Origin of the sequence: Butyrivibrio sp. NC2002, assembly GCF_000702265.1 — a bacterium.
Taxonomy (GTDB): Bacteria; Bacillota; Clostridia; order Lachnospirales; family Lachnospiraceae; genus Butyrivibrio.
In genome coordinates this window covers 120,458-146,738 of record NZ_KL370880.1, presented here as the reverse complement: position 1 = coordinate 146,738, position 26,281 = coordinate 120,458, and the positions used below count along the sequence as shown (strand labels likewise).

Below are 26,281 nucleotides of genomic sequence, written 5' to 3'. Positions count from 1 at the left end.
TTTTTACTGCATTCTTCCGTGGCAGTTCTTGTACTTCTTACCACTTCCGCACGGGCAGGGATCGTTGGGATAAACCTTGGATTCCATACGCTTTACGGGTTCTTTTGCAACAGAATCATCCTTGTTGGTACCTGTTACCTTGGCAACCTGCTCACGCTCTACCTTCTCCTCGATATGAACATGGAAAAGAAGTCTTACTGTCTCTTCCTTGATGTTGCGTGTCATTTCATCGAACATCTCATATCCTGCAAGCTTGTACTCAATCTTAGGATCTCTTTGTGCAAATGCCTGAAGGCCGATACCCTGGCGGAGCTGATCCATATCATCGATATGATCCATCCACTTTCTGTCGATAACCTTAAGAAGGATAACTCGCTCTATCTCACGGATAGTCTCGGGTTCAGGGAACTCAGCTTCCTTCTCTTCATAGAGCTTAACAGCCTCTTCCTTGAGCTGCTGAACAAGTCCGTTCTTAGTAAGCTTGGTTATACGTCCGCGGTTGATCTTCTTAAGCGGAATAGTAGGAAGAAGAAGCTCATTGAGCTCATTTAAGTTCCACTCATCAGAATCAGTAACTTCACCAACAACTGTCTCAACTGATTCCTCAACAATATCTGTGATCATCTTGTATACTGTATCGCGCATGCTGTCTCCGTTAAGAACACGTCTACGCTCATCATAGATGATCTCTCTCTGCTCGTTATTAACCTGGTCATATTCAAGAAGGTTCTTACGGATACCATAGTTGTTATCCTCGATCTTCTTCTGAGCTGATTCAATAGCTTTTGATAATGCCTTATGCTCAATTTCCTGCCCTTCCGGAATACCAAGTGAATTGAACATTGAGATAAGTCTCTCTGATCCAAACAGTCTAAGAAGGTTGTCCTCAAGTGAAAGATAGAACTTGGATTCACCGGGATCTCCCTGACGACCTGCACGACCACGCAGCTGGTTATCAATACGTCTACTCTCGTGACGTTCTGTACCTATGATCTTAAGTCCGCCTGCCTGAAGAGCCTCATCATCAAGCTTGATATCGGTACCACGACCTGCCATGTTTGTAGCGATCGTAACGGCGCCGTGTTTACCTGCCTCAGCGACTATCTGTGCTTCCATCTCATGGAACTTGGCATTAAGTACGTTGTGAGGGATACCTCTCTTCTTAAGGAGCTTACTTACTTCCTCTGAAGACTCGATAGTGATAGTACCTACAAGTACAGGTTGTCCCTTCTCATGTGCCTTCTGAACTGCATCGGCAACTGCGTTTAACTTTTCCTTTTTAGTCTTGTAAACCGCATCCTGATGATCTATACGGATAACCGGTTTATTTGTAGGAATCTCTATAACGTCCATTCCGTAGATATCACGGAATTCTCTTTCCTCTGTAAGAGCAGTACCTGTCATACCGCACTTCTTCTCGAACTTGTTGAAGAAGTTCTGGAAGGTAATGGTAGCAAGGGTCTTGGATTCTCTCTTAACCTTTACATGCTCTTTTGCTTCTATAGCCTGATGAAGACCGTCTGAATAACGTCTTCCGGGCATTACACGTCCGGTAAACTCATCAACGATAAGAACTTCATCGTCTTTTACGATATAATCATGATCCTTCTGCATAAGGTTGTTTGCACGGAGTGCAAGGATGATATTATGCTGGATCTCAAGATTTTCAGGATCTGCAAGGTTATCGATACGGAAGAAGTTCTCAACCTTGGAAACACCCTGTGCTGTAAGGTTTACGATTTTGTCCTTCTCGTTTACGATAAAGTCTCCTGTTTCTTCCTGCTCAATACCCATGATGGCATCCATCTTGGTATATTCATCGAGGTCTTCACCTCTTGTCATCTGCTTTGCAAGAATGTCGCATGCTTCATAGAGCTTAGTTGACTTGTCACTCTGACCTGAAATAATAAGCGGTGTTCTTGCTTCATCAATGAGGATGGAGTCAATCTCATCGATGATGGCATAATTAAGACCACGCAGTACACACTGCTCCTTGTAGATAGCCATGTTGTCACGAAGATAGTCAAATCCGAGCTCGTTATTTGTAACATAAGTGATGTCACAAGCGTAAGCTTCTTTTCTCTCCTCGCTTGTCATACTGTTAAGTACGACACCAACGGTAAGTCCCAAAAATTCATGAACCTTACCCATCCACTCAGCATCACGCTTAGCAAGGTAATCGTTTACAGTAACGACGTGAACACCCTTGCCTGCAAGTGCATCAAGATAAGAAGGAAGGGTTGCAACAAGTGTCTTACCTTCACCGGTACGCATCTCTGCAATTCTTCCCTGGTGAAGAATAACACCACCGATCAGCTGAACTCTGAAGTGCTCCATGCCAAGTACTCTGCAAGCCGCTTCTCTTACAGTTGCATAAGCCTCAGGAAGGATATCATCGAGTGTCTCTCCACTCTCAAGTCTCTTCTTAAATTCCTCAGTCTTACCCTTTAATTCATCATCGGTAAGCTTTTTCATTTCAGGCTGAAGACTCTCAATCTTGTCTACTGTACCCTGAATTCTCTTGAGTTCGCGCTCACTGTGCGTACCAATAATCTTATCAATAATTCCCATTTGATATTACTCCATCCGTTTTTATTTCATTGCACAAACTGTGCATAAAAAAGGGAGCATTTCGCCCCCTGATACTCAATTAAAGACAAAACCACAAATGACATTTTAGCAAATTACCCGCATATTATCAACTACCCTATTTTTTCACCAGCTCTTCCATTGAAACAGGTTCGTTTATATAGTAATCTTTTCCGTCAACTATTATCTTGTCCACTTCTGAAATAGAACTATACATTTTTTCATCAACATAGTTGTACTTATCAGGTGTCTCTCCGCGCTCGAGCATCTCGATAAGTGCCTTTACCCTTGGTCCGTGAAGGGGGTTACACTCTGCAATGCAGGATATTTTCCCTTCTTTTGCATATTCGATGGACTTTTCATTTACTCCATCAAAAGAAACCACCATGATCTCGCCCTTTTGAATATTGCTTCCGACCTTGCCTCCGGAACTTTCTATTGCGTCGATCGCACCTATGGCCTCATTGTCGTTTTCGCAATACACTACATTGATATTGTTAAATCTCTTAAGAAGAGCTGCCATAACTTCTCTTCCCTTATTCTCCGTAAATTCTCCGGAAACCTCTGCCATAAGATCCCAGCCGTTTTCTCTTGCAGCATTGGCAAGTGCTCTGGTTCTTCCTATCTGGGCCGTTGACCCAAGTGTTCCCTGGATATTTACTATATGGAGATCAGCAGGATCTATGTTTTTGCTCTCAGTGTACTCCTTGATCCAGGCAGCCATCTTCCTGCCTTCCAGCTCAAAATCGGAGCCAACCCAGCTTGCAAATAAGGTCTTGTCGGAAGAGTCAACCCGCCTGTCAACCAATATGACAGGTATCCCTGCTTCCTTTACTTCACCAAGAACTGTATCCCAGCCGCTCTCCGTAACAGGAGCAAGAACAATATAATCAACTCCCTGTTGGATAAAAGTCCTTATAGCTGTGATCTGATTGGTCTGCTTCTGCTGGCCGTTCTTATAAATCAAGTTATATCCCTTTTCGGCAGTAAAAGCTTCCTGCATTGATATCGTATTGGTATTTCTCCAGTCAGATTCTGCACCAAGCTGCGAAAACCCAACATTTATGAGGTCTTCCGATACCACCTCTTCATCTTCTGTTTTTTCTTCTTTAAACCGACTGCTCCCGCAACCGGCCACAAGGACCAAGAGCAGGAGCAGTATAGTCGCCTTTTTGGCGTAATTATTCATGTTGTCACCCTGATCAGTTCTTTAATGCCTTCTTTTTCTGTGCCATGACCACGCTCTGAATAAGAAGGAAAATACAGAGCATTGCTGCAATTGTTATACCTGTCCACCAAGCCTGATCCAGACCTGCGGATGAAACAATATTCTGTATTGTGCTTAGTGAAAGCACCCCAAAGAATGTTCCTATAATATTTCCTACACCGCCTGTAAGCATTGTACCACCAATGATGGATGAAGCGATAGCATTCATTTCCATTCCCATGGCATGACTTGCAGAACCGGATCCAACATGAAGGAAATATACATATCCTCCGATGCCTGCAAGAGTACTGCAGATCATATGTGAGTAGAACTTTGTCCTCTTAACATTTATGCCAAGCATAAGAGCACTCTGTTTATTACCGCCTACTGCGTAGAAGTTTCTACCTACCTTTGTCCAGCGAAGCACAACGAACAAAAGTATAACTATAAGAAGTGCTACTATAACTCCAATCTCAACGTATGCAGGAACGTAGATACCTTTTTTGTTGGTAGTTCCCATTCCCGGCACATAGATCCTTGTAAGCTTAAGGGCATTGAACTGCTCGTTTGCCACATTAAAAGGTGCGGTATTAACGATAGTTGTCATACCTCTTGCAAAGAACATTCCGGCAAGGGATACGATAAAGGGCTGGATATCAAGATATGCTACCAAAAAGCCCTGAATTAGTCCGTAGAGGATACCAATTCCTATTGCTATAAAAACAGAACCTATTATGCTTCCGTTGTGCTTATCAAGATATACAGCGCAGCACATAGAAACCAGTGCCACAACACCGCCGACTGAAATATCGATCCCGCCGGTTATCATTACAACGCTCATTCCGCAGGCTGTAATTATCAGCGCTGCATTTGAGTTTAGTATGTTGAAAAACATCTGAGGCTTGGTAAATCCGCCTCCCTGAAAAATAACAGCTCCCAGATACATAAGGAAGAATATTACTATCGTAATTGTAAGGAGGAGATTAGTATCATTCATCTTGTCAAAGATACCTTTTTTGTCACGGCTCATTTATGCCACCTCCTTTTTTGAATTTGTAAACTTCTTGGACAGCTGTGCCATGTAATCTCTTACTGTGGGTGCAGAGAAAACAACAAGAAGTATAACTACAACTGCCTTATAAGCTGCAAGTGCATCTGATGATACATTGAATTTATAAAGAGTTGTTGTAAGGAACTGAATTACGTAAGCTCCAAGGATTGATGCCCACATGTTGAATTTACCGCCTGAAAGAGCATTTCCTCCAAGTGCAACCGCAAGGATGGCATCCATCTCAATATCTTTTGCAATGACAGAGTAGTTGATGGTAGAGAGGCGGCTTACCTTGATAAGTGCTGCAACCGCTACGCAAATACCAAGTATTACAAAAGAAAGGAACTTGATAAATGTCGGATTGATACCGTTTAGTCTTGATGAGTTTTCATTGATACCAACTGCCTGTGTGTAAAGCCCCAGGTTTGTGAACTTAAGCACAACAGCAATTACTATTACGCAGGCAATAACTATGAAAACCGTTGTGGGAATCGGGATTCCCGGTATAAAGCTTCCAAAATATGCAAACTTTGGATCAGGAACTATAGGAAGTTCGTTGTTGTTGATCCATGCTGCAATCGAACGGCCCGCTGTAAAAAGAATAAGTGTCGCGATCATGGGCTGTATCTTAAAGATTGCAACCAGCATTCCGTTAAAAGCTCCGCAAAGCATACCTACAACACATGCAACAAGGAATGCAACTATTATAGGTGCCTGGATTTCTGTAGGTCTTGAATTTCCTCCGCAGAGAACTCTCAGCATTGCAGATCCCGCAATCGCTATCGTTGCACCTACCGAAATATCCTGTCCGCCTGAAGCAGCCGTTACAAGTGTCATACCGATGGCCAGAATACCAAGCTCTGAGCCATAATCAAGTATCGTTATTAGGTATCCTGACAAAACAGGATTACCTGCATTATTTGTTCCCAGAGTTATCTTGAAAAATCCGGGATCGTTTATCAGATTTATTACCGCCAGCAAGAGAAGTGCCATGATCGGTATAAAAAGCTGATTACTGACGAGCTTTTTTACAAAACTCATTTCATTTTTATCTGTCTTACTCATGACTTACTCTCCCCTGCAATCGTACTCATTATCTTATTCTGTGTAAGATCCTCGCCTGAGAGCTCTCCTACTACCTTCCTGTCTCTCATAACGACAAGTCTTGAACATGTTCTAAGCATCTCGTCTGTCTCAGAAGATATGAAGGTTACGCTCATTCCTTCCTTGGCAAGCTCCAAAACAAGCTTCTGGATATCCACCTTGGTTCCTACGTCGATACCTCTTGTAGGCTCGTCGAGGATCAGATATTCAGGATGCATAAGAAGCCATCTGGCAAGAATTACCTTCTGCTGATTACCGCCTGATAGTGACTTTATAGGTGTGTCAGCAGATGCTGTCTTAATGTTTAGTTTCTTAATATATTCATCTGCAAAGGCATACTGCTGCGCCTTGGAGAAGGGCTTAAAGAAGCCGGTAAGAACCTGAAGCGCCATAACAATATTTTCTCTTACTGACAGATCCTGGATGATTCCATCCTTTTTTCTGTCCTCGGGAAGATATGCAATGCCGTTCTTCATAGCATCGAGAGGCTTGTTTATCTTTACGCTCTTTCCATGCATTTTAACGGTTCCGTTTATTACTCTGTCTGCTCCAAAGATTGCTCTTACGCACTCGCTTCGTCCGGAACCGAGAAGTCCTGTAAATCCATTGACTTCTCCCTTTTTGATATAGAAATCAAAGGGCTTTATTCCTGCGTTACTCTGAAGGTCTTTTGCTTCAAATATCTTTTCATCTTTGTCTTTTCCTTCATAGGTTCCGCCTTCGCCCTTGATATCTGAGAGGTCATCAAGTTCCTTACCAAGCATCTTGGCAACGAGCTGGACTCTGGGGAGGTCTTTTATCTCATACTCTCCAACAAGTCCGCCATCTCTCAAAACCGTTATCTTGTCGCAAACCTCGTATACCTGATCAAGGAAATGAGTTACGAATATTATTCCGACACCACGTTTTTTAAGGTCTCGCATTAGTCCGAAGAGCTTCTCAACTTCCTGTTCATCCAAAGAAGAAGTAGGCTCATCAAGTATCAGAACTTTACAATCCATATCAACTGCCCTGGCGATCGCAACCATCTGCTGAACTGCTATAGAGCAGTTAGAGAGCTGCTGCGTTGCCGTAGCAGGAATTTCCAATGATTTAAGAAGCTTATCAGCTGCTTCATTTATTTTTTTCCAATTTGTAAGTGCTCCCTCTGTTCTGCCTATGTACATATTTTCTGCAACAGTCAGATTAGGACAAAGGGTTATTTCCTGATACACAGTACTGATTCCCAGTTTCTGTGCATCCTGCGGAGAATGTATCTGTACTTCTCCCTTGCCTTTTAAAGTTATCGTCCCTGCATCTTTGGTGTAAACACCTGTAAGGACTTTAATAAGTGTAGATTTTCCTGCTCCGTTTTCCCCCATAAGTGCATGAATTTCTCCTTCGCAAAGAGAAAAATCAACATTACGAAGAGCACGAACATTTGGAAAAGTCTTATCTATGCCTTTCATTTCAAGCACTTTTTTCTCATCCAACGGTTATACCTCTTTCTTCCTTAAAAACTTGAAGCGCGATGCGGATTTCGCCGCACCGCGCTCCATAATAACTTATTAAAGTGTACTTGGGTTTTAGTTATGCGGATATTTCCGCCCGATCACGTTTATCAGATTCCGTAGTTGTCAACGTCTTCCTGTGTGATTGTCTCAGCATCAAAGCCCTTCTCATCCATGATGATAGTCTTCTCTGAAAGTGTGCCACCGCTCTCAAGAGTCTTGATGATCTCATCGATGTAGCTTGACTGGAAAGGATTGCACTGTCCATCATAGTTCCAGTTCTGAGCAAGGAGCTCTTCAAGTGCCCACTTGTTGCAGTCAAAGCCCATTACGATAACGTCTTTGCCAACACCGTGTGAGATACCTGCTGCGTCAAGTGCTGCTACAGCACCCTTAGCCATATCGTCGTTCTCAGCATAGATTACGTTGAAAGGTGTTCCGGCATCGATTACAGACTGTACGATCTGCTGTGCTTTCTCTGCGTTCCACTCAGCTGTCTGCTGGGTAACAATGTTCCAGTTGTCTTCTGCAGCAACCTTGTCATCAAGTGCTCCGGAACGTCCCTGCTGAGCTGCACTACCCATAACACCCTGGATATGGATCACGTTGTACTCATCAAGTCCCTGACCTGCAAGCCAATCAACTGCTGTCTGACCTTCTTTTGCCATATCAGATACGATAGAAGCTTCATAGAGGCTCTCATCTGCATCGATTGTACGGTCAAAGAGGATAACCTTTACGCCTGCTGCCTGAGCATCCTGAAGAACTGAATCCCAGCCTGCTGTATCAGCTGCTGAAAGAAGAAGGTAATCAACTTCATCCTGGATGAATGTCTGAGCTGCTGCGATCTGCTCATCATTCTTTAAGCTGTATGCAAATGAAGCATCATATCCGTTCTCTTCTGTAAACATTGCCTTTAAGTCGTTATCGTTAGCTGTACGATAGCCGGACTCGTTAGGATCGTTATTGATAATGCCAACCTTGATAAGCTCGCCTGAAGCTGCTGTATCATCTGTTGTTTCTTCTGTTGTTTCTTCTGTTGTTTCTTCTGCAGCTTCTTCTGTTGTCTCTTCTGCTGCAGGCTCTTCTGTTGTTGTTTCTTCCTCTGCTGCGGGAGTCTCTGTAGCTGTATCAGCTGCTCCGCCGCCACATGCTGCAAGGCTAAACACCATTACAGATGCCATAAGTACTGACAATACTTTCTTTCTCATAACTTTTTCCCTCCGATTGAAAAGTTGTTGTATCAGAAGACCATTCCTCTGATAATCTAAATTTTAATTTCATTAAGAGGAAAAAAACATGGAATAAAAAATTAATAAAGTTCACTTTTTTATTATTTTTTTATTTTGGTTCATTTTTTTACGATTTCGGTTAAGATTTTCGGGAGCTTTATATTTACCGCAGTATATTCACCATACATACTCTCTATGGAAAGTCCGTATTCATCACCAAATTCGAGCTTTATTCTCTCATTGACATTGTACAGACCATAGACCTGCCCATCTGTCAGGTTATCTTTTTCGAGACTGTCCCGTATCTCGGCAAGTCGCTTTTCTTCTATGCCTATACCGTTATCCTTTACGGAAATATAGATGTAATTTCCAAGGTCACGACCTGTCACCAGGATCTTGCCGCCGCCGCGCTTATTCTTTATGCCATGGTAGAGCGCATTCTCCACAATTGGCTGGATCGTTATCTTGGGGATCACATATCCAAAGATATCCTCAGCCACATCGATGTCATAGCTTAGAATATCCATATATCTTATCTGCTGGATCTCAAGGTAGCTCCTTACATGCTGAAGCTCCTCCTTTATCGTGACGATCTCTTTTCCCTTATTAAGGGATGTCCTGAAAAAGTCAGATAATGAGCCGACCATCTTTACTACCTGTTTCTGGTTTCCTGCCTCTGCCGACCACACGATAGCATCAAGGGTATTATATAAAAAGTGAGGATTTATCTGTGCCTGCAGAACTTCAAATTCCGCCTTCCTCAGCTTTTTCTGCTCCCTCTCGACCCTCTCTTCTATAGGCTTTGTGATCCACATGGGACCTACATAGGAGACAATTATGATACTTAATATTATAAGGACGAAGATAGCCGTTGATATCTCAAGTATATCCAGGAAAAAGTCCCTGTTTTCCTTAAGCGCAGTCTGAAGCTGCCTGTTTTCATAATATATGTATTCGTTGATCGTCTCCTGAACAAGCGAAGTGACTATCTGGACATCATTTTCCCAGATCTCAATATTGTCTTCATACCTGTCCTCGTATTTCAGATTATCTGCTATTCGCGAAATATAAACTTCCAGATTGGATAGATACTGCTCAGCGCTATCGAGACGCTTTTTATTCTCCCCTTCATCAGTGTAGTCCTTAAGACTCTCTACTACACTTTTTGCCTCGGTGAGCATGCTCATAAGCTTGGAATCGCCGGGGGATACGTTTCCGACTATGAGAAGATATGTCTCATAGTCGAAATCTTCTTTGAAATCAAGGCTGAACTCACTTGCGGTCACAACTGAGTTCAGCATCTCGTTATATCTTGCATTGATTGTCCACAGATTGTGGAACGCATAAGCCATGAAAATGATATTTGGTAACAAAAGAAACAGATATGTCAAACGAATCTGATTGGCAAGGTGGTTTCTGGCACCTTCTCTATTTTTCCCTATCATAAGGACGCCTCCGAAGTCTCACCATTTCTGTACTGGGTTGGTGTCATACCCTGAGTCTTCTTAAACAGATACGAAAAATAGTGCGGATCCTTGTATCCAACCATGAATCCAATCTCATTACTTTTTTTCGAGGTCGTGCTAAGAAGCTCCTTGGCCATATTCATGCGGTAATCCGTAAGATATTTGATAAACGGCTGCCCTGTCTGCTGCTTGAACACAGCACTCAAATGATTGGGCGAAAAATTAACGTGAGCTGCGAGGCTGTTCAGAGACAGATCATCTTCTGTATACCTCTCTTCGATGTATGCCTTCACCTCGTTTACCACATCGCGGTAGTGTCCTCTTGCACCTTCATTTCTTAGTGCTACAGCACTGCTGATTATCCTTACAAGGTACTCCATAGTACTGTTTTCGCTTCCAAGTATCTCCGGAGTTGGCGTCTCGACAGTAGCCTCTCTGCTCTCTCTTTCAATTCCGAGCTCGTTTTCAGCAAAATCAGCCACGCAAAAATAAATATCCATGGCGATATACTGTCTCATCATGGTCGAACGGATTGCTCCTTTTCCCATGCCGTTTAAGAATTCGTCCACGAAAAATCCCGTCTCCGATTCCTCGCCTCTTCTCAGGAATTCCTTTATCAGCTTCCTATCTATGTGTCTGGGATCGATCTCTGATAAAATAACATCCTCATTTTCAGGATTAAGACCTTCCTCAGTGCCATATAAAAATCCGTTTTCCGAAGTCAGATACATGTGCGCAAAAGCACGGCTTGCCCACTCAAAGCTCTTTGGTATCTCTGTTATCCTGTGGGCAGTCTGTCCTATGCCTCCGAAATATCTTATATGGTGATATCTATCAAAAACAGACTTCATCTCGTCTATGCATTTTTCAATTTTGGAATATAAAGATTCTTCATCGCCTAATCTAAAAAGCAGGGCAATACCTTCGACATTCAGGTCAAAATATATTGCTCCTGCTTTTTCAGCAACTTCTTTTATGCTTTTTTCAATCTCGACTACACTGTTCGAATATTCATAAGCATCATGCCTGGTGGACCAGACCTTTAAAAGAACAATATTGTATTCCATTGCCGTTATGTCGATAGAAAGCTTCCTCGCCTGATCTACAAGCTCCGAGAATCCTTTTCCTCCGGTTATAAGATCACCGAAAAACTCTCTCTTTTCAAGTTCAAGACGTTCCTCCATCTCCTGCTCGTAACGTCTTGCCTGCTCTCTTTCCTGTCTTTTCTCCTCAATCCTTAAAGCGATCCTGTCCACCTCTTTTATGAGGTTTTCACCGCTTATAGGCTTTGAGAGGTAACAGGATACTCCGATCTTGATTGCCTCTTTGGCAAATTCAAAATCCTCATATCCCGTTAGCAGGATGATCTCGATCCACGGAAACTCTGCCTTAAGCATACGGCTTAAGGTCAGACCATCCATGAACGGCATCTTAATATCGGTTATCACAATATCCGGCTTCGTTTTTTGTATCATGGAGTAAGCAATTTCCCCATCTCCTGCTTCTCCGCAAAATTCGTAGCCGTGTGACTCCCAATCAATATTATTCTTTATTCCCTCTCTGACGACGAACTCGTCCTCCACCAAAAACACTTTCATACTTTTTTCTATACCGGGCCTTATATCTGTTACCTTCTGACAGCTTTGTTTATTGTATCCTGGATAAGGCACATACTTACAATGCTAAGACCTATAAAGCTAAGAATAAGGTAAAGCACTCCTCTTCCGCCATTTGGATCATTCATGATGATATCGCATCTCGATCCCATCTTATAAAGCCAGTAGAGTGAATAAATACCGCATGTAAGAATAGAGAAAAGGATTACCAAAATACCGTTTGTTCCATCCTGTTCCCCTGATAAGGTATTTACTTCCTCATTCACCTTATAAATCCAATAAAGCGAATAAATTCCGCAGGTTACAAATGACAGAATAATGGCAAGAACTATGTTTCTCTCTGTTATAGGAGCAACATATCCTGAATAAGGAGCGCTCTGATAACCACTGTTCTGATAGGTTCCCTGATTATTCTGATATGCTCCCTGGTTATACTGATAGCCCTGATTAGCATACGGATTCGGCGCAGCATTATTCCCGGGATTAAAGCCTATAGGCTGATCCTGCGGATTAGTGTTTGCACCTGCTTCATTATTCTCAACTGCAGCCCCGCACGCAGGACAGAACCTTATTCCGGGTTCTAGCTGTGTTCCACAATTTTTACAAAACATTTTCCAAACTCCTCATTATATAGTTCTTGTTGAACCGTATTACTCGTACTTCTTAGCCTCTTCTTCGCCATTTAATACGCGAAGTGCACCCTGTGCAAGTGCAAGAAGCTCATCCTCACCGGGATATACTGTTACAGGAGCGATGAAGCCTACTCTCTCTGTGATCGCATCTGTGATAACCTTACCATGAGCAATACCACCTGTAAGGATGATGGTATCAACCTGTCCCTTAAGGACTGTTGCACATGCACCAATGTTCTTACAGATCTGATAAATGAATGCATCACGTACGAGCTGAGCCTTTTTGTCTCCCTCATCGCACATCTTGTTAACGGTTCTCATATCGTTGGTTCCAAGATAAGCGTTGAATCCACCGCCGCCAACGATCTTCTTCTTCATTTCTTCGTATGTATATTTTCCTGAGAAGCACATATCTACAAGTGCAAGTGCAGGAACACCATTTGTTCTCTCAGGTGAAAATGCTCCGTCACCGTTAAGTGCAGCAAATACATCGATCATCTTGCCGTTCTTGTGAACACCGCAGGATGTGCCGCCGCCCATGTGTACAACGATAACATTTACATCCTCATACTTCTTACCGTGCTCTTTTGCATATCTTCTTGCAACTGCCTTCTGGTTAAGAGGGTGGTCGATAGATACACGCTCGATTTCAGGAATACCTGAAATCCTTGCAACGGGCTCAAGCTCATCAACAACAACAGGGTCAACGATGAATGATCTAACACCGATCTCATCACCGATCTCTCTTGCAAGGATACCGCCCAGGTTACTTGCATGCTGTCCCTGAACACCCTTCTGAAGATCTGCAATAAGAGCATCAGTACACTCATAAGTGCCGCCCGGAATAGGCTTTAACAGTCCACCTCTTCCTACGATAACATCAAATGATTTGATGTCGATGTTTTCGTTCTTTAAAAAATCAAGGATAATATTTTTTCTGAAGTCTTTCTGATCAGTGATTGATGCATACTGACTGATTTCTTCTGTGCTATGTCTTAAAGTCTCTTCCTTTATGAGGTTTTCATCCTCAAAAATACCAAGCTTTGTAGATGTAGAACCGGGATTGATAATCAAACTCTTAATCATGACTCATTCTCCTTTTATTCTTTATTTTATTGCTTTTAAATGGCGCAAAGCGATTGCATAATTATCTTTACAGGATACCCTTTTTCTGATCCTCTGCCACTACTGCTGCAAGAGCGATTGAGTTGAGCTTAACTTCTACAGAATCTGAACGTGATGTAAGGATTACGGGTGCCTTTGTACCTGTAAGGATGTTACCGTTCTTAACTGTTGCAAGACGAACGATTGTCTTGTATGTAAGGTTTCCTGCGTGGATATCAGGGAAAAGAAGAATATCTGCATCGCCGACGATCTTACGATCCTTAGCACCTGCCTTGTGCTCTGCAGCACTGGGATCTATTGCAAGGTCCATTGAAAGAGGTCCGTCAACTATGCAGTTCTTGATCTCACCCTCTTCACAAAGTCTTGTAAGCTCTGCTGCCTCAACAGTTACAGGCATCTTGTCGTTAACAACTTCAACAGCTGCAAGAGGAGCAACCTTAGGGCACTCTACACCGCAAGCTCTTGCTACGTTAACTGTATATTCAATGATAACCTTCTTATCTTCAAGAGTCGGATAGGGCATGAAAGCAACGTCTGTAAGGAATAAAAGACGATCAATGCCGGGAATCTCAAATACGCATACATGAGAAAGCGGACGTCCTGTACGAAGACCAACCTCCTTATTAAGAACTGACTTGAGGAATGTCTTGGAATCAAGCTGTCCCTTCATATAGATATCTGCCTTGCCGTCGTGTACAAGTGAAACAGCCTTGGTTGCAGCTTCTACTGTATCCTTCTCGTCAATGATCTCGTACTGAGAAAGATCCATATTCATCTCGCCGGCGATCCTCTCGATTTCATCCTTATCACCAACAAGGATAGCATCAGCGATACCTCGCTCCTTTGCTGCCTTTACTGCTTCAAGCACAGGCTCATCCTGCGCACATGCTACAGCAAGCTTCTTAGTGCTCGCAGTCTTTAATTTTGCAAGGATTTCATCGAAACTCTTACTCATTCGTAATACCTCCTGAAAATAGATGTTATTTTTTCTAAGTTGCTTATCTTTATATATGTAAAGTTTCCTTTTTGAAAAAGGTGTTTTTTGCAAATAAAAAAAGTAAGCGCACCGCTTAAACTATATCACGAAGTGCCTTACTTTTCAATTTTAGATGAAGTTCTGAAGCCTCAAAAAGCATCAATCGAGAATCTCAAAAAATTCACGGATTACAAGAAGACTCGTTTCCGAATTCATAACATAGTCTACATCCGAATCGATCATTTCAAGGAGAACATCAGCGATAACAGGATCAAACTGCGTTCCCTTGCCCTTCTCGATCTCAGTTCTTACATATTGCTGTCCCATGACGCTTGAGTAATTTCTCTGAGAACTCATAGCATCATAGGCATCAGCAATTGCAATTATCCTTGCTTCCTCAGGGATATCCTCGCCTGCTAAAGCATCAGGATATCCCTGCCCATCATATCTTTCATGATGCCATCTTGCACCCACTGCAAGTCCCGGAAGCTCATTGATGTTCTGAAGGATCTTAGCTCCTATCATGGGGTGTCTCTTCATCATGTCATACTCTTTGTCTGCCAGATTGTCCGCTTTGCCGGTAATCGTGTCGGGAACTCCGATTTTTCCTATATCATGGAGAAGTCCCATCTGATATATCTCGTATTGTTCTGCGCGACTCTTACCAAGCCTTCTTGCAATCTCCATAGAGTAAAGCGCCACCCTCTCAGAGTGGTCCTTGGTATAATTACCACACTCGTCCGCAACCTTTGCAAGAGCATGCATCAGCTGATCAGTTAATCTTTTCTGCTTATGGTATTTTTCTTCGTAGTCATCCATAGTGCTCACTTTTTCTCGTCTTTTCCGGTTAGTAGTTTAGAGCCACAAATAACTTAAAAGCCCTCTCTTCTTCTCTGTTTCCTAAGCTCTATTCTCTTCTCAGCTCCCTGCCATTCTGCCCTCTCATTTTCAGTTCTTACATTTAATCCGTAAGGAACAACCGTAGGTCTTCCGTCCTCATCAACACATACTTCTGTAAGATATGCTCTGTTTACCACATGTCTCATACCTGTGCGCAGGTCCTCAACATAGGTATCAACCCTTACTTCCATGGATGTCCTTCCAACATGTGTGATTCTTCCGATAAGTACCACGATGTCATTTAAATTGATAGCCTGTTTGAACTGCATGTTGTCGATTGCCGCGGTGGTCACAGGTGTTCCCGCATGCCTTAGAGCAACGGTGCCCGCAACCTGGTCAATCCAGCTCATGAGCTCTCCCCCGAACAATCTGTCGTATCCATTGATATCGACATACTTTACTACCTTGGTCCACTCTGTAACAGAGTCCTCAACATTCTTAGTCGAAATCTGGTGATCAACATGAAAAACTCTATTATTCATAGCCTATCCTCCGCCACATTGTATTTACTACAATTATAGCGATTTCACTGCTTCTTTACAATTTCATTTTCGATAATGTTGCTTTTCTTATTATCTCTGTTCACTATGATCTTTTGATTAATTACGATGTTCTGCTCCTTCATAATTTTGTTTACATTAGTCTTGTTGACCTTAGATTTTTTCGGCTCGTCAATAATGATCTCGTTACCATCGTTTTCCATCAGAGGCTCAGCCTTTACATTATCAATATCGATCTTATTAATATTAATATTGATTTCCTTCTTCTTATTGTTATTATTTGCCGGCGCATCATACAGCTGCATAGGCTGAATCTCGTTATATAGAGCTGCAATCTTCACTTTGTGGTTAATGGCATCCTTAACATGCGGCGGAATATTCATCTTGTACTCAAGGTTAGTATTGTACAATGGCTTAAATGTGACCTTCTTATTCTCATCTATTACTGCGACCTTGGGCAAAACAGATGTATCACCTGTAACCGCTGCATATTCGGCAAGTCTCTCATTAACATCTTTATAGATTCCAAGCATATGAGCATACCTGTCATTACCAAAGTCGCTGCTTCTTCCGCCTTCACGCTTCTTAAGATATACTTCAAGTTTGCTCTGGTAGTTAACGAGCGCATCCTTTACAGGATACAGCTTAAGAGTCTCCAGGATTGGTTCCGGTATTTCATTATAATGTTCAGGCACATTGTAATCATGATCAATCGCAAATTGCTGTGCTCTTTTAAGTATTTCTTCCCTATATGCTTTTAGCTTATTTTTTATTTCAGTTCTCTCTCGTTCATCAGGAATAGTATTATGAAAAGCTTGAGGATATTTTCTCTCCTGAGTCTCCAGGTCTCTGAGCCTCATGGCATAAGTTACTGCATTATCCAGCTTTTCGCCAGCATCCCTTACATTAGTATATTTCTTGGTGTCGCCGCCAAAGAACCAATGTGCAAAGTACTCCTTAGACCTATCCTTATCCATAACAATGACTTTTCCGGTGATCCTGAGGCACTTATCCATAAAGCGCTGCTGTTCCGCCTTATAGAATCTTTTGTTCATTTCTTCAACTCCGGCAGGTACGAAGCCTGCAACATCATGCCGAGCAATATCCTGAGGACTTACATTAGTGCCAAAGTCCTTTGAATCAGTAAGAGCCCACTTTGCCTTCCACTTGTCAATGAGTGCTTCATTGCAAGCCTCCGGAAGATCTGCCATAGCATCAAAAATATTCTTGTTTGTTTTATCTGCAACATTGTTCTTGCCAATTGCCAGATCGTCTATATGGAGGTTCTTAAAGTCTTCTCTCTTGAGAACCCTTATCTTTCCACGTTCTGTTGTAAGGCTTGCATATAACTTACCGTCATGCACAGGATCTTTCTGAGCAAAATTATAGTTTTCAGAGTTCTTTATAACCGTAGCAAGAGTGCGGACTCTAGTTCTAAAACTTTCAAAGCTCGCCTGAGGAAGCAGATCAAACTGCTCCTTTTCTTCGGGAGTAAACTCAGGTTCATCTTTAGCCCAACGAAGAACCTTTTCCTTCATTTCCTCAGTCATTACAAGCATATCTTCAGGCTGTATAAGTCTCTTTTCCTCAAGAGGGGTCAGCATCCTGAAGGGAGCATCCTTAGTATTTGCGCCTGTTATACTTGATACCTCTAGATTGCCGCTTTCATCTGTCTTAAATCCAATCCTCAGATCATCCACACCTATTTTCTTTATTCCGGAAAGATAGTGCATAACCTGTAGATCAGCCATGTTAGCCAAATTTTCAGCGTTATCAAAAACATCTATTGAGATAAGCTTATTAGTAAACTTCTTCTGAGATCCCTCATTATTATCAGAAAGTTTCCCCATCTTATCTTTGACAAGCTGCTTTATTTCTTCTTCGGACTTACCCTGTGCCTCCGCTAAAATATCCGCAGGATTTTCCTCCATACCCATGAAGGCAACAAAGTCACTTCTTCGGAAGTCTTTTGTAGTGGTATAGAATTCTTCAGAAACTGTTTCTCCATCTTTTGGAAGCTTGGATGTAGCATTGTAATTCTTATCGACAGCTCCGACAACAATATCAACATATTGATTCTGCTTAGCCTGTCCACCACTCATAGGCATATTGGCATCACTAAGTAGACTCACTTTTGCTGTATTATTGACACCAAATACGTTTGTAGCTACCGCCTTTGCTTTTCCAAGGTTATAGCCAGTTGGTATACTAGGATCTTCTGAAAGACGTCTTCGTGCGGTAGCATTGAAGCCGGCATTAATAAGATTGGCATTTAATTCCTGAACATGATCCCTTAGCATGCTATAACCAGCATCAAGTTCTTGCTGTGAAAATGCATTCAGGAATCCGCCTTCGTCATATTTATCAAAGTTTGCGCAAATACCCTCAATAGGAGCTTGCAGTTCTTCTCCATCAAAGCCTTGGAAAGTAGATATTGAGTGATAATAATCACGTATCCTCTGCACAACATCTTTGCCAAGATAGTCCGGGAAGTTTTCAAGAGACTTGTTCAAAACCTCTTCAAATCCTGCTCTGTCATTTTTAGTAGCATACTGGACAATCTGACCTTCTTCGCCAGCCTGCAGGTTACGAATCTTATACTCTTCAAGATTTGAGAGATTCTTGGTTCCGGCTTCACTCCACGGTACCGTAAGAATAGACCTTGCGCGTTCTTCAAAGGCATCTCTGTTTTGTTTTGCAAATTGCAAAGATACAATGGCGTTTGCTCTATCTGACAACGGATCTTCAAACAAGAACTGTGGGAACATCTGTCCCTTATTCATAAGCTCACGACAAGTGCCCACATAATTAAAGAACTGGATCTGGCTATCCGGAACTTTCTTAAGAGTCTCCTTTCTGGATACAGCATCATTAAACATATCCATGTCTCTCTTAAGTTCAGTGTCGGCATTGTCAGGATTTAGCAGATACTCAAGTAAAAGATATTTCTGGGACAACTGAGCATACACAGGAGCGAGTTTTTCATAAAGTTCTCTTTCCTGAGGCTTAATTTTTTCCTCCTTAAGTTTCTTTTCCAAGTCTTTGATCACAGGAAACATTTTTAAAGAAGCATCCTGAAAATCCTTGATATTGTTAGCAATATCCTCTTTTGTAACCAGTTTAAGGACAGTTTCTTTATCCTGAACGAGCATATTAGGTATTGTCTGTGTCTTTAGCTTATTCAGAGCATTTTTCATCTCAGTAAGCTGTTCGATCTGCTCTGATACAGCCTTGTTCTTTCTCTCTTTTTCTGAAAAAGAGCTTACTAATACATCGCCCGCTGCTGTTATAGTTTCTATCTTGCTAAACAGATTATTCCCGAACTCAGGATTAGTCTGTCCATCTATTTCATACATAGAGAAGGGTCTGATAGTGTCTTTTTCTTCTTTATTTGCATTAAGTTCAATATAGCCAATTACTCTATCCACACTTGAATAAGTCTTCCTAAATGATTGATCAAGCTCATCAAGCTTGTTCCTTACAGACTCTGTATTTAGCTCATTGTTCTCTGCAAGTTTTTTATTAAAAGCCTCTACTCCATCTATGCAGTCTCTATAGATCTGGCCAAGATCAGTCAGCTCTTTATAGTTAAGATAATGTGTAGATTGTTTACCCGTCTCAGGATCTGTATCCTTCACATAATGGGCTATCGTAGTGGTTGTAGCCAGCATCATCTTTTCTTTTAAATCTACAAGGTCTTTCCTAAGATTTTCGGGAACATCGTCCTCTTTAATTCCAAGGACGTCAAGAATCTTCTGGGTATGCGGAAATCTATCAAAACGTTCCTTATCCAGATTCATCATTACCATATAGAAGAACTGATCATCTGTTGTAAGACCATGCTTCTCCATGAGTTCCTTCTTGCCAAGATACATCATAGTATCTTCTTTTATCTGTAGCTCTTTCTTATAACCTTCCCATTGTTTCCAGTCATTATATCTTTTGATCTGAATGAGCGCATTCATATCTTTGGTCACAGTATCATTAATATTTGTGATATAACGTCCGAGAGCCGCACCTAGTTCGTGATCATTTTTTTCAATCTCAGAAAGATAGGTCTGATTCTCGGTTAAGAGTCTGTTTACTGCATTTGTCAGATCCTGGAGTTTTTCCTCGCTGTCCATAGCATATCTTCTCTCTATTGAAAAGAGATTGTTCTGATAAAACTCCATGATTTCGCGTGTTGCTTCTACAAGGTTTCTCTTTATTAACATGTGCATCTCAGAATGCTTATCCAGACCTATAGTACTCATGTACTGTGCCTGAGAATGAATTACTCTCATAACAGTGTAAGGATCGTCTTCAAGCTGTTCCTCCGAATGCTTTTTATCAGCTTCTTTACCTATTTTTTCAATAGCAAGCAGGTTCTTATCAATTGCTTCATAATATGGCGCAAACTTTTTGTTTAGTTCCGCTTCTGCGTTTTGTTTCATCACATCATTTACAGCACCATGATAACCGTCGCGTAAATTTACATATGCTTCGATAGTTTCGTTCTGATCAACTAACGCACCCTTGAATGCTACACTAAATTCCGTCATGGGCGCTTCCAATTTGAGATACAGATCTTTATCAGTGGTATTGATCGTTTTTACTCGTGCATCCTTTGTTCCCATCTCTTTTTCAGCTAAAGTCAGCATCTCATAGAGCTTCCCATAAGCAGCATCCATTTCTTCTTCATCATACTTGCTTGTATTCTGATCTAAATATTTGATAAGCTCATGACTTCTCTTTATAAAGCCCATAAATGTATTTGTATAATTGTTTTCTTTTTCTTTATAGCTCTTTGCAACATTGCTGATATATGTTTCCAAAATTTTTTTGTTTGTCTTAGGCATAACTATCTCCCTTCAATAAAAAAACAAATAACCGAAAGATTCATGCTAGTAAATCACATAGCTGCAAAAAGCGTTGTTTTTATGCAAAAAACCATCTTTACTTCCTTCATGAAAAAAGCAAATTCTCACGAAGTTCCTCACCATAGGTAATTATATCAGCATGAAAACCGCGTTTGTTCAATTCCTGCGATTCTTAACAGAGAAATCAGAAGGAGTTAAGATGGTTTTTCTTAATAATATTCTTTTTTAATATTTACAATATGTATTTATTCTTTGATCATAAATCAAAGCACTATTTTATTTGTACAGTTCTTCCATTTCCGTAAGTGCCTCTCCAAATACCTCAATTGCCTCGTCTATGGGCTGTGATGTTGTAAGGTCAACTCCGGCAATCTTAAGAAGGCTTACAGGATCCTTGGTACAGCCACTCTTAAGGAAATTCTTATACTGCTCTACTGCGGGTGCACCCTCTTTGAGGATACGACTTGCGATCGCAACAGATGCTGCAAAGCTTGTTGCATACTGATAAACGTAGAAATTGTAATAGAAGTGAGGGATTCTGCACCACTCCCATCCAATCTCCTTATCAGAGATCATATCTTCTCCAAAGTATTCCTTATTGAGGTTGTAGTATACATCATACAAAGACTCAGCAGTAAGAGGGATTCCCTCCTCTGCCATAGTGTTGGTTTTTCTCTCAAACTCCTCGAACATAGTCTGGCGGTACATTGTTGACTTGAAACTTTCAAGGAAGTGATTGATGATATAAGCCTTCTCTTCCTTGGTCTTGGCGTGATTCTTGAGGTAATGGTACAAAAGAACCTCATTGGTTGTAGATGCTACTTCTGCCACGAATATCTTGTACTCAGAATCAAAAATTGACTGCTCATGATCTGAATACCAGGTGTGCATGGAATGTCCCATCTCATGGACAAGAGTAAATACATCCTCAAGTGTATTGTTGTAATTAAGGAGCATATAAGGGTGAACTCCGTATGCACCGCTTGAATATGCGCCGCTCCTTTTTCCCTCGTTCTCAACAACGTCGATCCAGCGGTTGTCATAAGCCTGTTTTACTATCTCAAGGTAGTCCTCGCCAAGAGGCGCAAGTGCCTTAAGGGATATCTCTTTTGCCTCCTCGTATGAAACCTCCATATCAAAATCTTTGATCATGGAAACATATACATCATACATATGAAGCTCATCTACTCCGAGGAGCTTTTTTCTAAGTGCAACGTAGCGGTGCATCTTATCAAAGCCCTTGTGAATAGAATCGATAAGTCTGTCGCAAACAGCAGGATCTACATTATTTTCATCAACCGCTGCCTCAAAGTTGGAGTTATATTTTCTTGCCTTGGCGTTAAAAATTCTGGCCTTAACCTCTCCGTCATAGAGTGTTGCCCATGTATTCTTAAATTCCTCATATCTGCCATAAAAAGCTTCGAAAGCTCTCTTTCTAAGCTCCCTGTCCTTGGACATCTCGGTGGGAACGAATCTGCCGTTAGAAAGAGTAACCTCTTTTCCTTCTGAGTCCTTGACACTTGGGAATTTGAGGTCTGCATTTGAAAGCATAGAAAAGCCGTTTGCTGCTGTCTGCTGCATCTCGCCTGCAGAAGCAATAAGCTGTTCCATTTCCTTTGATAAAATGTGGTCTTTTAATCTTCTGATTTCCTTTATCTTAAGTTCAAAGTGCTTAAGCTCAGGCTCCTCCTTATAGAAACTGTCAAGCTTATCATCAGATATCTGGAGGATCTCGGGCTCAACAAAAGAAGTCTTTTCACCAAATGAAACCATGGCTGATACTGACTTCTGATCCATTCCCTGATACTTGGAGTTGGAGGTATCCTCGTCGTGACGCATGTGAGCATAGCCTCTGAATCTTGACATCAAAAGAGCTGCTCTCTCATAGAGCTTTAGTGCTTCAAGAAGGGTCTTTGCACTCTCTGAGAGTTTGCCCTCAAGCTTTCTTATCTCATCTGCGATTGAAAGAGTTTCTTCGAGTTCCTTGTCGAAATCAGCCTCATTCTCATATATATCTTCAAGTCTCCAGGTAAGCTCATTTGCAACCTCAGATCTTTTCGGTAATCTATCCTGCATAACTGTCTGTCTCCTTTTCTTTTTTAGATTTTGCACAATGAATATTCTAACATACTGCGCGACTTTTTTAACAAAAAAATGCCAAATTTAGTATTTTTATAGTAAAATTAGGTGCACTCCGAATTTCACGGAGTAAACCCAAACAGTTATATGAGAAAGGACATTATATGTGGTTATTTTTTACACTGGCAACGACCTTTATCTGGGGTCTTGCTGAATTATTCTACAAAAAAGGTGCAAGACCTGATGAGAAATACGCTCATTTAAAGATTTCCGTTGCAGTCGGTTTTGTCATGGGAATACATGCCATCTTTACTCTACTTACAGGACAAATAGGATATGATTTCAAGAATCTCCTTATCTATTTTCCTGTATCACTTTGCTATATCGCATCGATGGCATTTTCATTCTTCGGAATGCGTTTCATAGAAGAGTCAATATCCGACCCTATCGAGAATACATCAGGTGCTATCTGCTCTGTCATGACAGTTATATTCCTTGGTGAGACGATCGGGCATTTATCAATATTTGCCATCGTCCTTATAGTTATCGGTATTCTGGGAATTGGATTCCTTGAAAACACAGGCTCAACAGACCGCAAGAAGATACTAGGGAAAAAGATGGCAGCTATAGCTTTTGCCATGCCATTTTGCTATGCAACAATTGATGCCCTCGGAAGCTTCCTCGACATCTACTATCTCGATGATGTAGCTACAAGCCCTCTTATAAACGTAACTGAAGAGACAATTGAGAATGTAGCTAATACATCATACGAGCTCACATTTTTTGTAATAGCGATCGTATTCCTTATCTTCATGAAGATAAAGGGTGTAAAATATGAACTTCCAAAGCAACGGGATAAGATCATTGCAGCTCTCTGCGAGACGACAGGACAATTCACCTATGTATTTGCCATGAGTGACAATGGCGCTATTGCAGCTCCTATCATCTCATCCGTATGCGTAGTTTCCCTGCTTCTGTCCAGAATATTCCTTAAAGAGAAGCTCACATGGAAACAGTACTTTTTCCTGTTCCTTGTTATCTCCGGAATTCTGATACTGGCAATTATTGAAGGCTGATGAAAGGATAAAAAATGAGAGCAGTTGTAACAAGGGTGCTGTCTGCATCCGTCACAATAGATGGAAAAGAAGTAGCAAGTATAGACAAGGGTTTTCTGGTTCTTTTGGGAGTACATACAGATGATACCAAAGAGCATGCTCTTAAAATAGCTGATAAAATATGCGGTCTTCGTATATTTGAGGATGAAGACGGCAAAATGAATGTAAATCCCGCAGATGCAGGAGCAAAGCTACTTATTGTAAGTCAGTTCACACTCTATGCGGACTGCAGATCAAGAAGACCCGGGTTTACCGATGCTGCAAGGCCCGAAATATCAGAACCTTTATACGAGCTTGTCGTTTCCGAGTGCAGAAACAAAGGCTTCGAAGTAGGAACCGGCGTATTCGGAGCTGACATGAAGGTCTCCTCCGTAAACGATGGTCCTGTCACGATCATCTTAGATACCGACGACCTGATGTCGAAGGGAAAGTAATCAATTTAAGCTTTAACAGGAATCTAGCAGATTCCTGTTTTTTTCTTCAGGAAAACGGGAATCCATGACTTCTTTTTTCGATTTTGTCACAAGAAGAATTTGTTCTGTCACCGCATCTTCGAATTCCTCAAAAGCAACAAGTACCCTTGTTTTCGTGGCTACTTGGGGCTTTTTCCACTCCGAGACGATGTGGCAAAAAGTTGAAAAGCAACAAGTATCCCTGATTTCAAGGCAACTTGTGGTTTTTTCCGCTCCGCGACGCTGTGGCAGAAAGTTGAAAAGCAACAAGTCTGTCAATTTTTCTATGTACTTGGGGCTTTTCGTCCTTCTCACAAGAGGAATTCATTCTGTCATCGCATCTCCGAATTCTCTAAAAGCAACAAGTACCCCTGATTTCATGGCAACTTGTGGCTTTTTCCGCTCCGCGACGCTGTGGCAGAAAGTTGAAAAGCAACAAGTCTATCAATTTTTCTATGTACTTGGGGCTTTTCGTCCTTCACAAGAAGAATTCGTTCTGTCATCGCTTCTCCGAATTCCTCAAAAGCAACAAGTACCCGTGTTTTCGTGGCGACTTGGGGCTTTTGTCGTCTCGTAACATTTGCGCAGAAAGCGCAAAAGCAACAAGTCTATCATTTTTTCTATGTACTTGGGGCTTTTCGTCCTTCTCACAAGAAGAATTCGTTCTGTCATCGCATCTCCGAATTCATCAAAAGCAACAAGTACCCGTGATTTCATGGCGACTTGGGGCTTTTGCCGCTCCGCGACGCTGTGGCAGAAAGTTGAAAAGCAACAAGTCTATCATTTTTTCTATGTACTTGGGGCTTTTCACTTATGCCAGAAGAAGAATTCGTTCTGGCATCGCATCTCCGAATTCCTCAAAAGCAACAAGTACCCTTGATTTCGTGGCTACTTGGGGCTTTTGCCACTCCGAGACGCTGTGGCAAAAAGCGCAAAAGCAACAAGTCTATCATTTTTTCTATGTACTTGGGGCTTTTCGCTCTTGCCGCAAGATGCATTAATTATTTTGAGCGGTGATCTGCAAAAAGCATTTCACCGCTCTATTTTTTTCATTATGATGTATCAGTACGAAAACTCTTTCCGACATAGTCGGCGGAGGTTGTTCATGTCAATCTAAGGAATAAACCAAGAAGAGCGAGATGTGCCGGATAATACCAGTAAAAGAATTTGCCAAGCCACTTTATCTTCCCGCGCTCTCCGTTGTAGAGACCAAGAAGCGGAACCACAAACCAGCTTGCAAGATGAACGATTCCGTATACCTCATTATTGAAGATAAAGAATTCCACTGCATATATCGATACTACAAACATGAGTCCCAGCATCTGCTTATAGAAATTACCTCTGCATCTTCCAACTACGAGGATGGCAAGAGGTGCCGCAAAGCTCCAATCCGAGCTAAATGTCACTACGCATCCGACCAAGGTTATAAGGATTTTTAGCCACAATCCCCATTTTTCCATATCCCAGGTTTTAAGGAATATAAGCCCCCACATTAAAGGCCAAGCAATACTTGTGGCATTAAATATCAGATTTTCAAGTGGATTGAAGCCATACTCCGCATAATAGCAAAATGCGAAATGACTAACTACCGCAAGTAGCGCCATCCTGCCCAAGTATTTTCGGAAGTTGTGGGTGTAATGGTAGCCTTCTGCCACAAAGAAAAACATGATCGGAGCTGTGAGGCGTCCTATCGAGTGCAGGAAAATCTGCGATGGCGTAACCGCCTCTGCATACGATACGAAATTCATCCATGCAATATGGTCTATTGTCATCGCAATGATCGCTATTACTTTAAGCGCATTTCCGCTTAATCCAAATTTTTTATTAGTTGTTGTGTCCATATCTATCTCCCCCTAAGATATCTTTTTTTAATATAACACAAATACGG

General features: G+C 41.7%; 19 protein-coding genes. 3 read left to right on the top strand and 16 right to left on the bottom strand.

Annotated features, from left to right (window positions below):
- Positions 1-3: 3 nt before the first annotated feature.
- The 15 genes from secA to pepF all read right to left on the bottom strand — a co-directional run bounded on the left by secA (position 4) and on the right by pepF (position 22,823).
- Positions 4-2,571 (bottom strand): preprotein translocase subunit SecA, encoded by a 2,568-nt coding sequence (secA, locus tag T543_RS07840; RefSeq protein ID WP_035767418.1) that lies wholly within the window; start codon positions 2,569-2,571, stop codon positions 4-6.
- 136 nt (positions 2,572-2,707) lie between these two features.
- Complete coding sequence (locus T543_RS07835) at positions 2,708-3,778, bottom strand: ABC transporter substrate-binding protein (protein WP_035767417.1); 1,071 nt, start codon at positions 3,776-3,778, stop codon at positions 2,708-2,710.
- 13 nt (positions 3,779-3,791) lie between these two features.
- Positions 3,792-4,826, bottom strand: coding sequence for an ABC transporter permease subunit (locus T543_RS07830; RefSeq protein WP_035767416.1), 1,035 nt, complete (start codon positions 4,824-4,826; stop codon positions 3,792-3,794).
- Positions 4,827-5,912: an ABC transporter permease gene (locus tag T543_RS07825; RefSeq protein WP_051638622.1), complete on the bottom strand. Its 1,086-nt coding sequence runs from the start codon at positions 5,910-5,912 to the stop codon at positions 4,827-4,829.
- Positions 5,909-7,423 (bottom strand): sugar ABC transporter ATP-binding protein, encoded by a 1,515-nt coding sequence (locus tag T543_RS07820; RefSeq protein ID WP_035767414.1) that lies wholly within the window; start codon positions 7,421-7,423, stop codon positions 5,909-5,911. The genes T543_RS07825 and T543_RS07820 overlap by 4 nt, the downstream gene beginning before the upstream one ends.
- Before the next feature lie 128 nt (positions 7,424-7,551).
- Positions 7,552-8,652 (bottom strand): ABC transporter substrate-binding protein, encoded by a 1,101-nt coding sequence (locus T543_RS07815; protein ID WP_035767412.1) that lies wholly within the window; start codon positions 8,650-8,652, stop codon positions 7,552-7,554.
- 140 nt (positions 8,653-8,792) lie between these two features.
- The gene (locus tag T543_RS07810; RefSeq protein WP_051638621.1) at positions 8,793-10,118 is read right to left on the bottom strand and encodes a sensor histidine kinase; all 1,326 of its coding nucleotides are present in this window, start codon (positions 10,116-10,118) and stop codon (positions 8,793-8,795) included.
- Positions 10,115-11,737, bottom strand: coding sequence for a response regulator (locus tag T543_RS07805; RefSeq protein ID WP_035767410.1), 1,623 nt, complete (start codon positions 11,735-11,737; stop codon positions 10,115-10,117). Before T543_RS07805 ends, T543_RS07810 begins: the two co-directional genes overlap by 4 nt.
- A gap of 29 nt (positions 11,738-11,766) precedes the next feature.
- The gene (locus T543_RS15620) at positions 11,767-12,366 is read right to left on the bottom strand and encodes a DUF4234 domain-containing protein (protein WP_081829988.1); all 600 of its coding nucleotides are present in this window, start codon (positions 12,364-12,366) and stop codon (positions 11,767-11,769) included.
- 39 nt (positions 12,367-12,405) lie between these two features.
- Positions 12,406-13,473, bottom strand: a complete 1,068-nt coding sequence (gene buk, locus T543_RS07795; protein WP_035767409.1) for a butyrate kinase — start codon at positions 13,471-13,473, stop codon at positions 12,406-12,408.
- Positions 13,474-13,540: 67 nt separating this feature from the next.
- Positions 13,541-14,467, bottom strand: coding sequence for a phosphate butyryltransferase (ptb, locus tag T543_RS07790; protein ID WP_035767408.1), 927 nt, complete (start codon positions 14,465-14,467; stop codon positions 13,541-13,543).
- A 180-nt stretch (positions 14,468-14,647) separates the two neighbouring features.
- A complete protein-coding gene (locus T543_RS07785; RefSeq protein ID WP_051638620.1) occupies positions 14,648-15,307 on the bottom strand; it encodes an HD-GYP domain-containing protein in 660 nt (219 codons plus the stop codon).
- Positions 15,308-15,360: 53 nt separating this feature from the next.
- Entirely contained in the window at positions 15,361-15,870 is a 510-nt protein-coding gene (locus T543_RS07780) for an acyl-CoA thioesterase (protein WP_035767407.1), read from the bottom strand.
- Between the two features lie 44 nt (positions 15,871-15,914).
- Positions 15,915-20,726, bottom strand: coding sequence for a hypothetical protein (locus T543_RS07775; RefSeq protein ID WP_035767406.1), 4,812 nt, complete (start codon positions 20,724-20,726; stop codon positions 15,915-15,917).
- A 297-nt stretch (positions 20,727-21,023) separates the two neighbouring features.
- Complete coding sequence (gene pepF, locus T543_RS07770) at positions 21,024-22,823, bottom strand: oligoendopeptidase F (RefSeq protein ID WP_035767405.1); 1,800 nt, start codon at positions 22,821-22,823, stop codon at positions 21,024-21,026.
- A 167-nt stretch (positions 22,824-22,990) separates the two neighbouring features.
- Between pepF and T543_RS07765 the strand changes: the two genes are divergently transcribed.
- From T543_RS07765 to T543_RS07755, 3 genes are all read left to right on the top strand, one after another.
- Positions 22,991-23,902, top strand: coding sequence for a DMT family transporter (locus T543_RS07765; protein WP_035767404.1), 912 nt, complete (start codon positions 22,991-22,993; stop codon positions 23,900-23,902).
- A 14-nt stretch (positions 23,903-23,916) separates the two neighbouring features.
- Positions 23,917-24,375 (top strand): D-aminoacyl-tRNA deacylase, encoded by a 459-nt coding sequence (gene dtd / locus T543_RS07760; protein WP_035767403.1) that lies wholly within the window; start codon positions 23,917-23,919, stop codon positions 24,373-24,375.
- Between the two features lie 64 nt (positions 24,376-24,439).
- Positions 24,440-24,970 (top strand): hypothetical protein, encoded by a 531-nt coding sequence (locus T543_RS07755; protein ID WP_035767402.1) that lies wholly within the window; start codon positions 24,440-24,442, stop codon positions 24,968-24,970.
- Between the two features lie 526 nt (positions 24,971-25,496).
- Here the strand turns inward: T543_RS07755 and T543_RS07745 are convergent.
- Complete coding sequence (locus T543_RS07745; RefSeq protein ID WP_035767400.1) at positions 25,497-26,234, bottom strand: TraX family protein; 738 nt, start codon at positions 26,232-26,234, stop codon at positions 25,497-25,499.
- Positions 26,235-26,281: the final 47 nt, after the last annotated feature.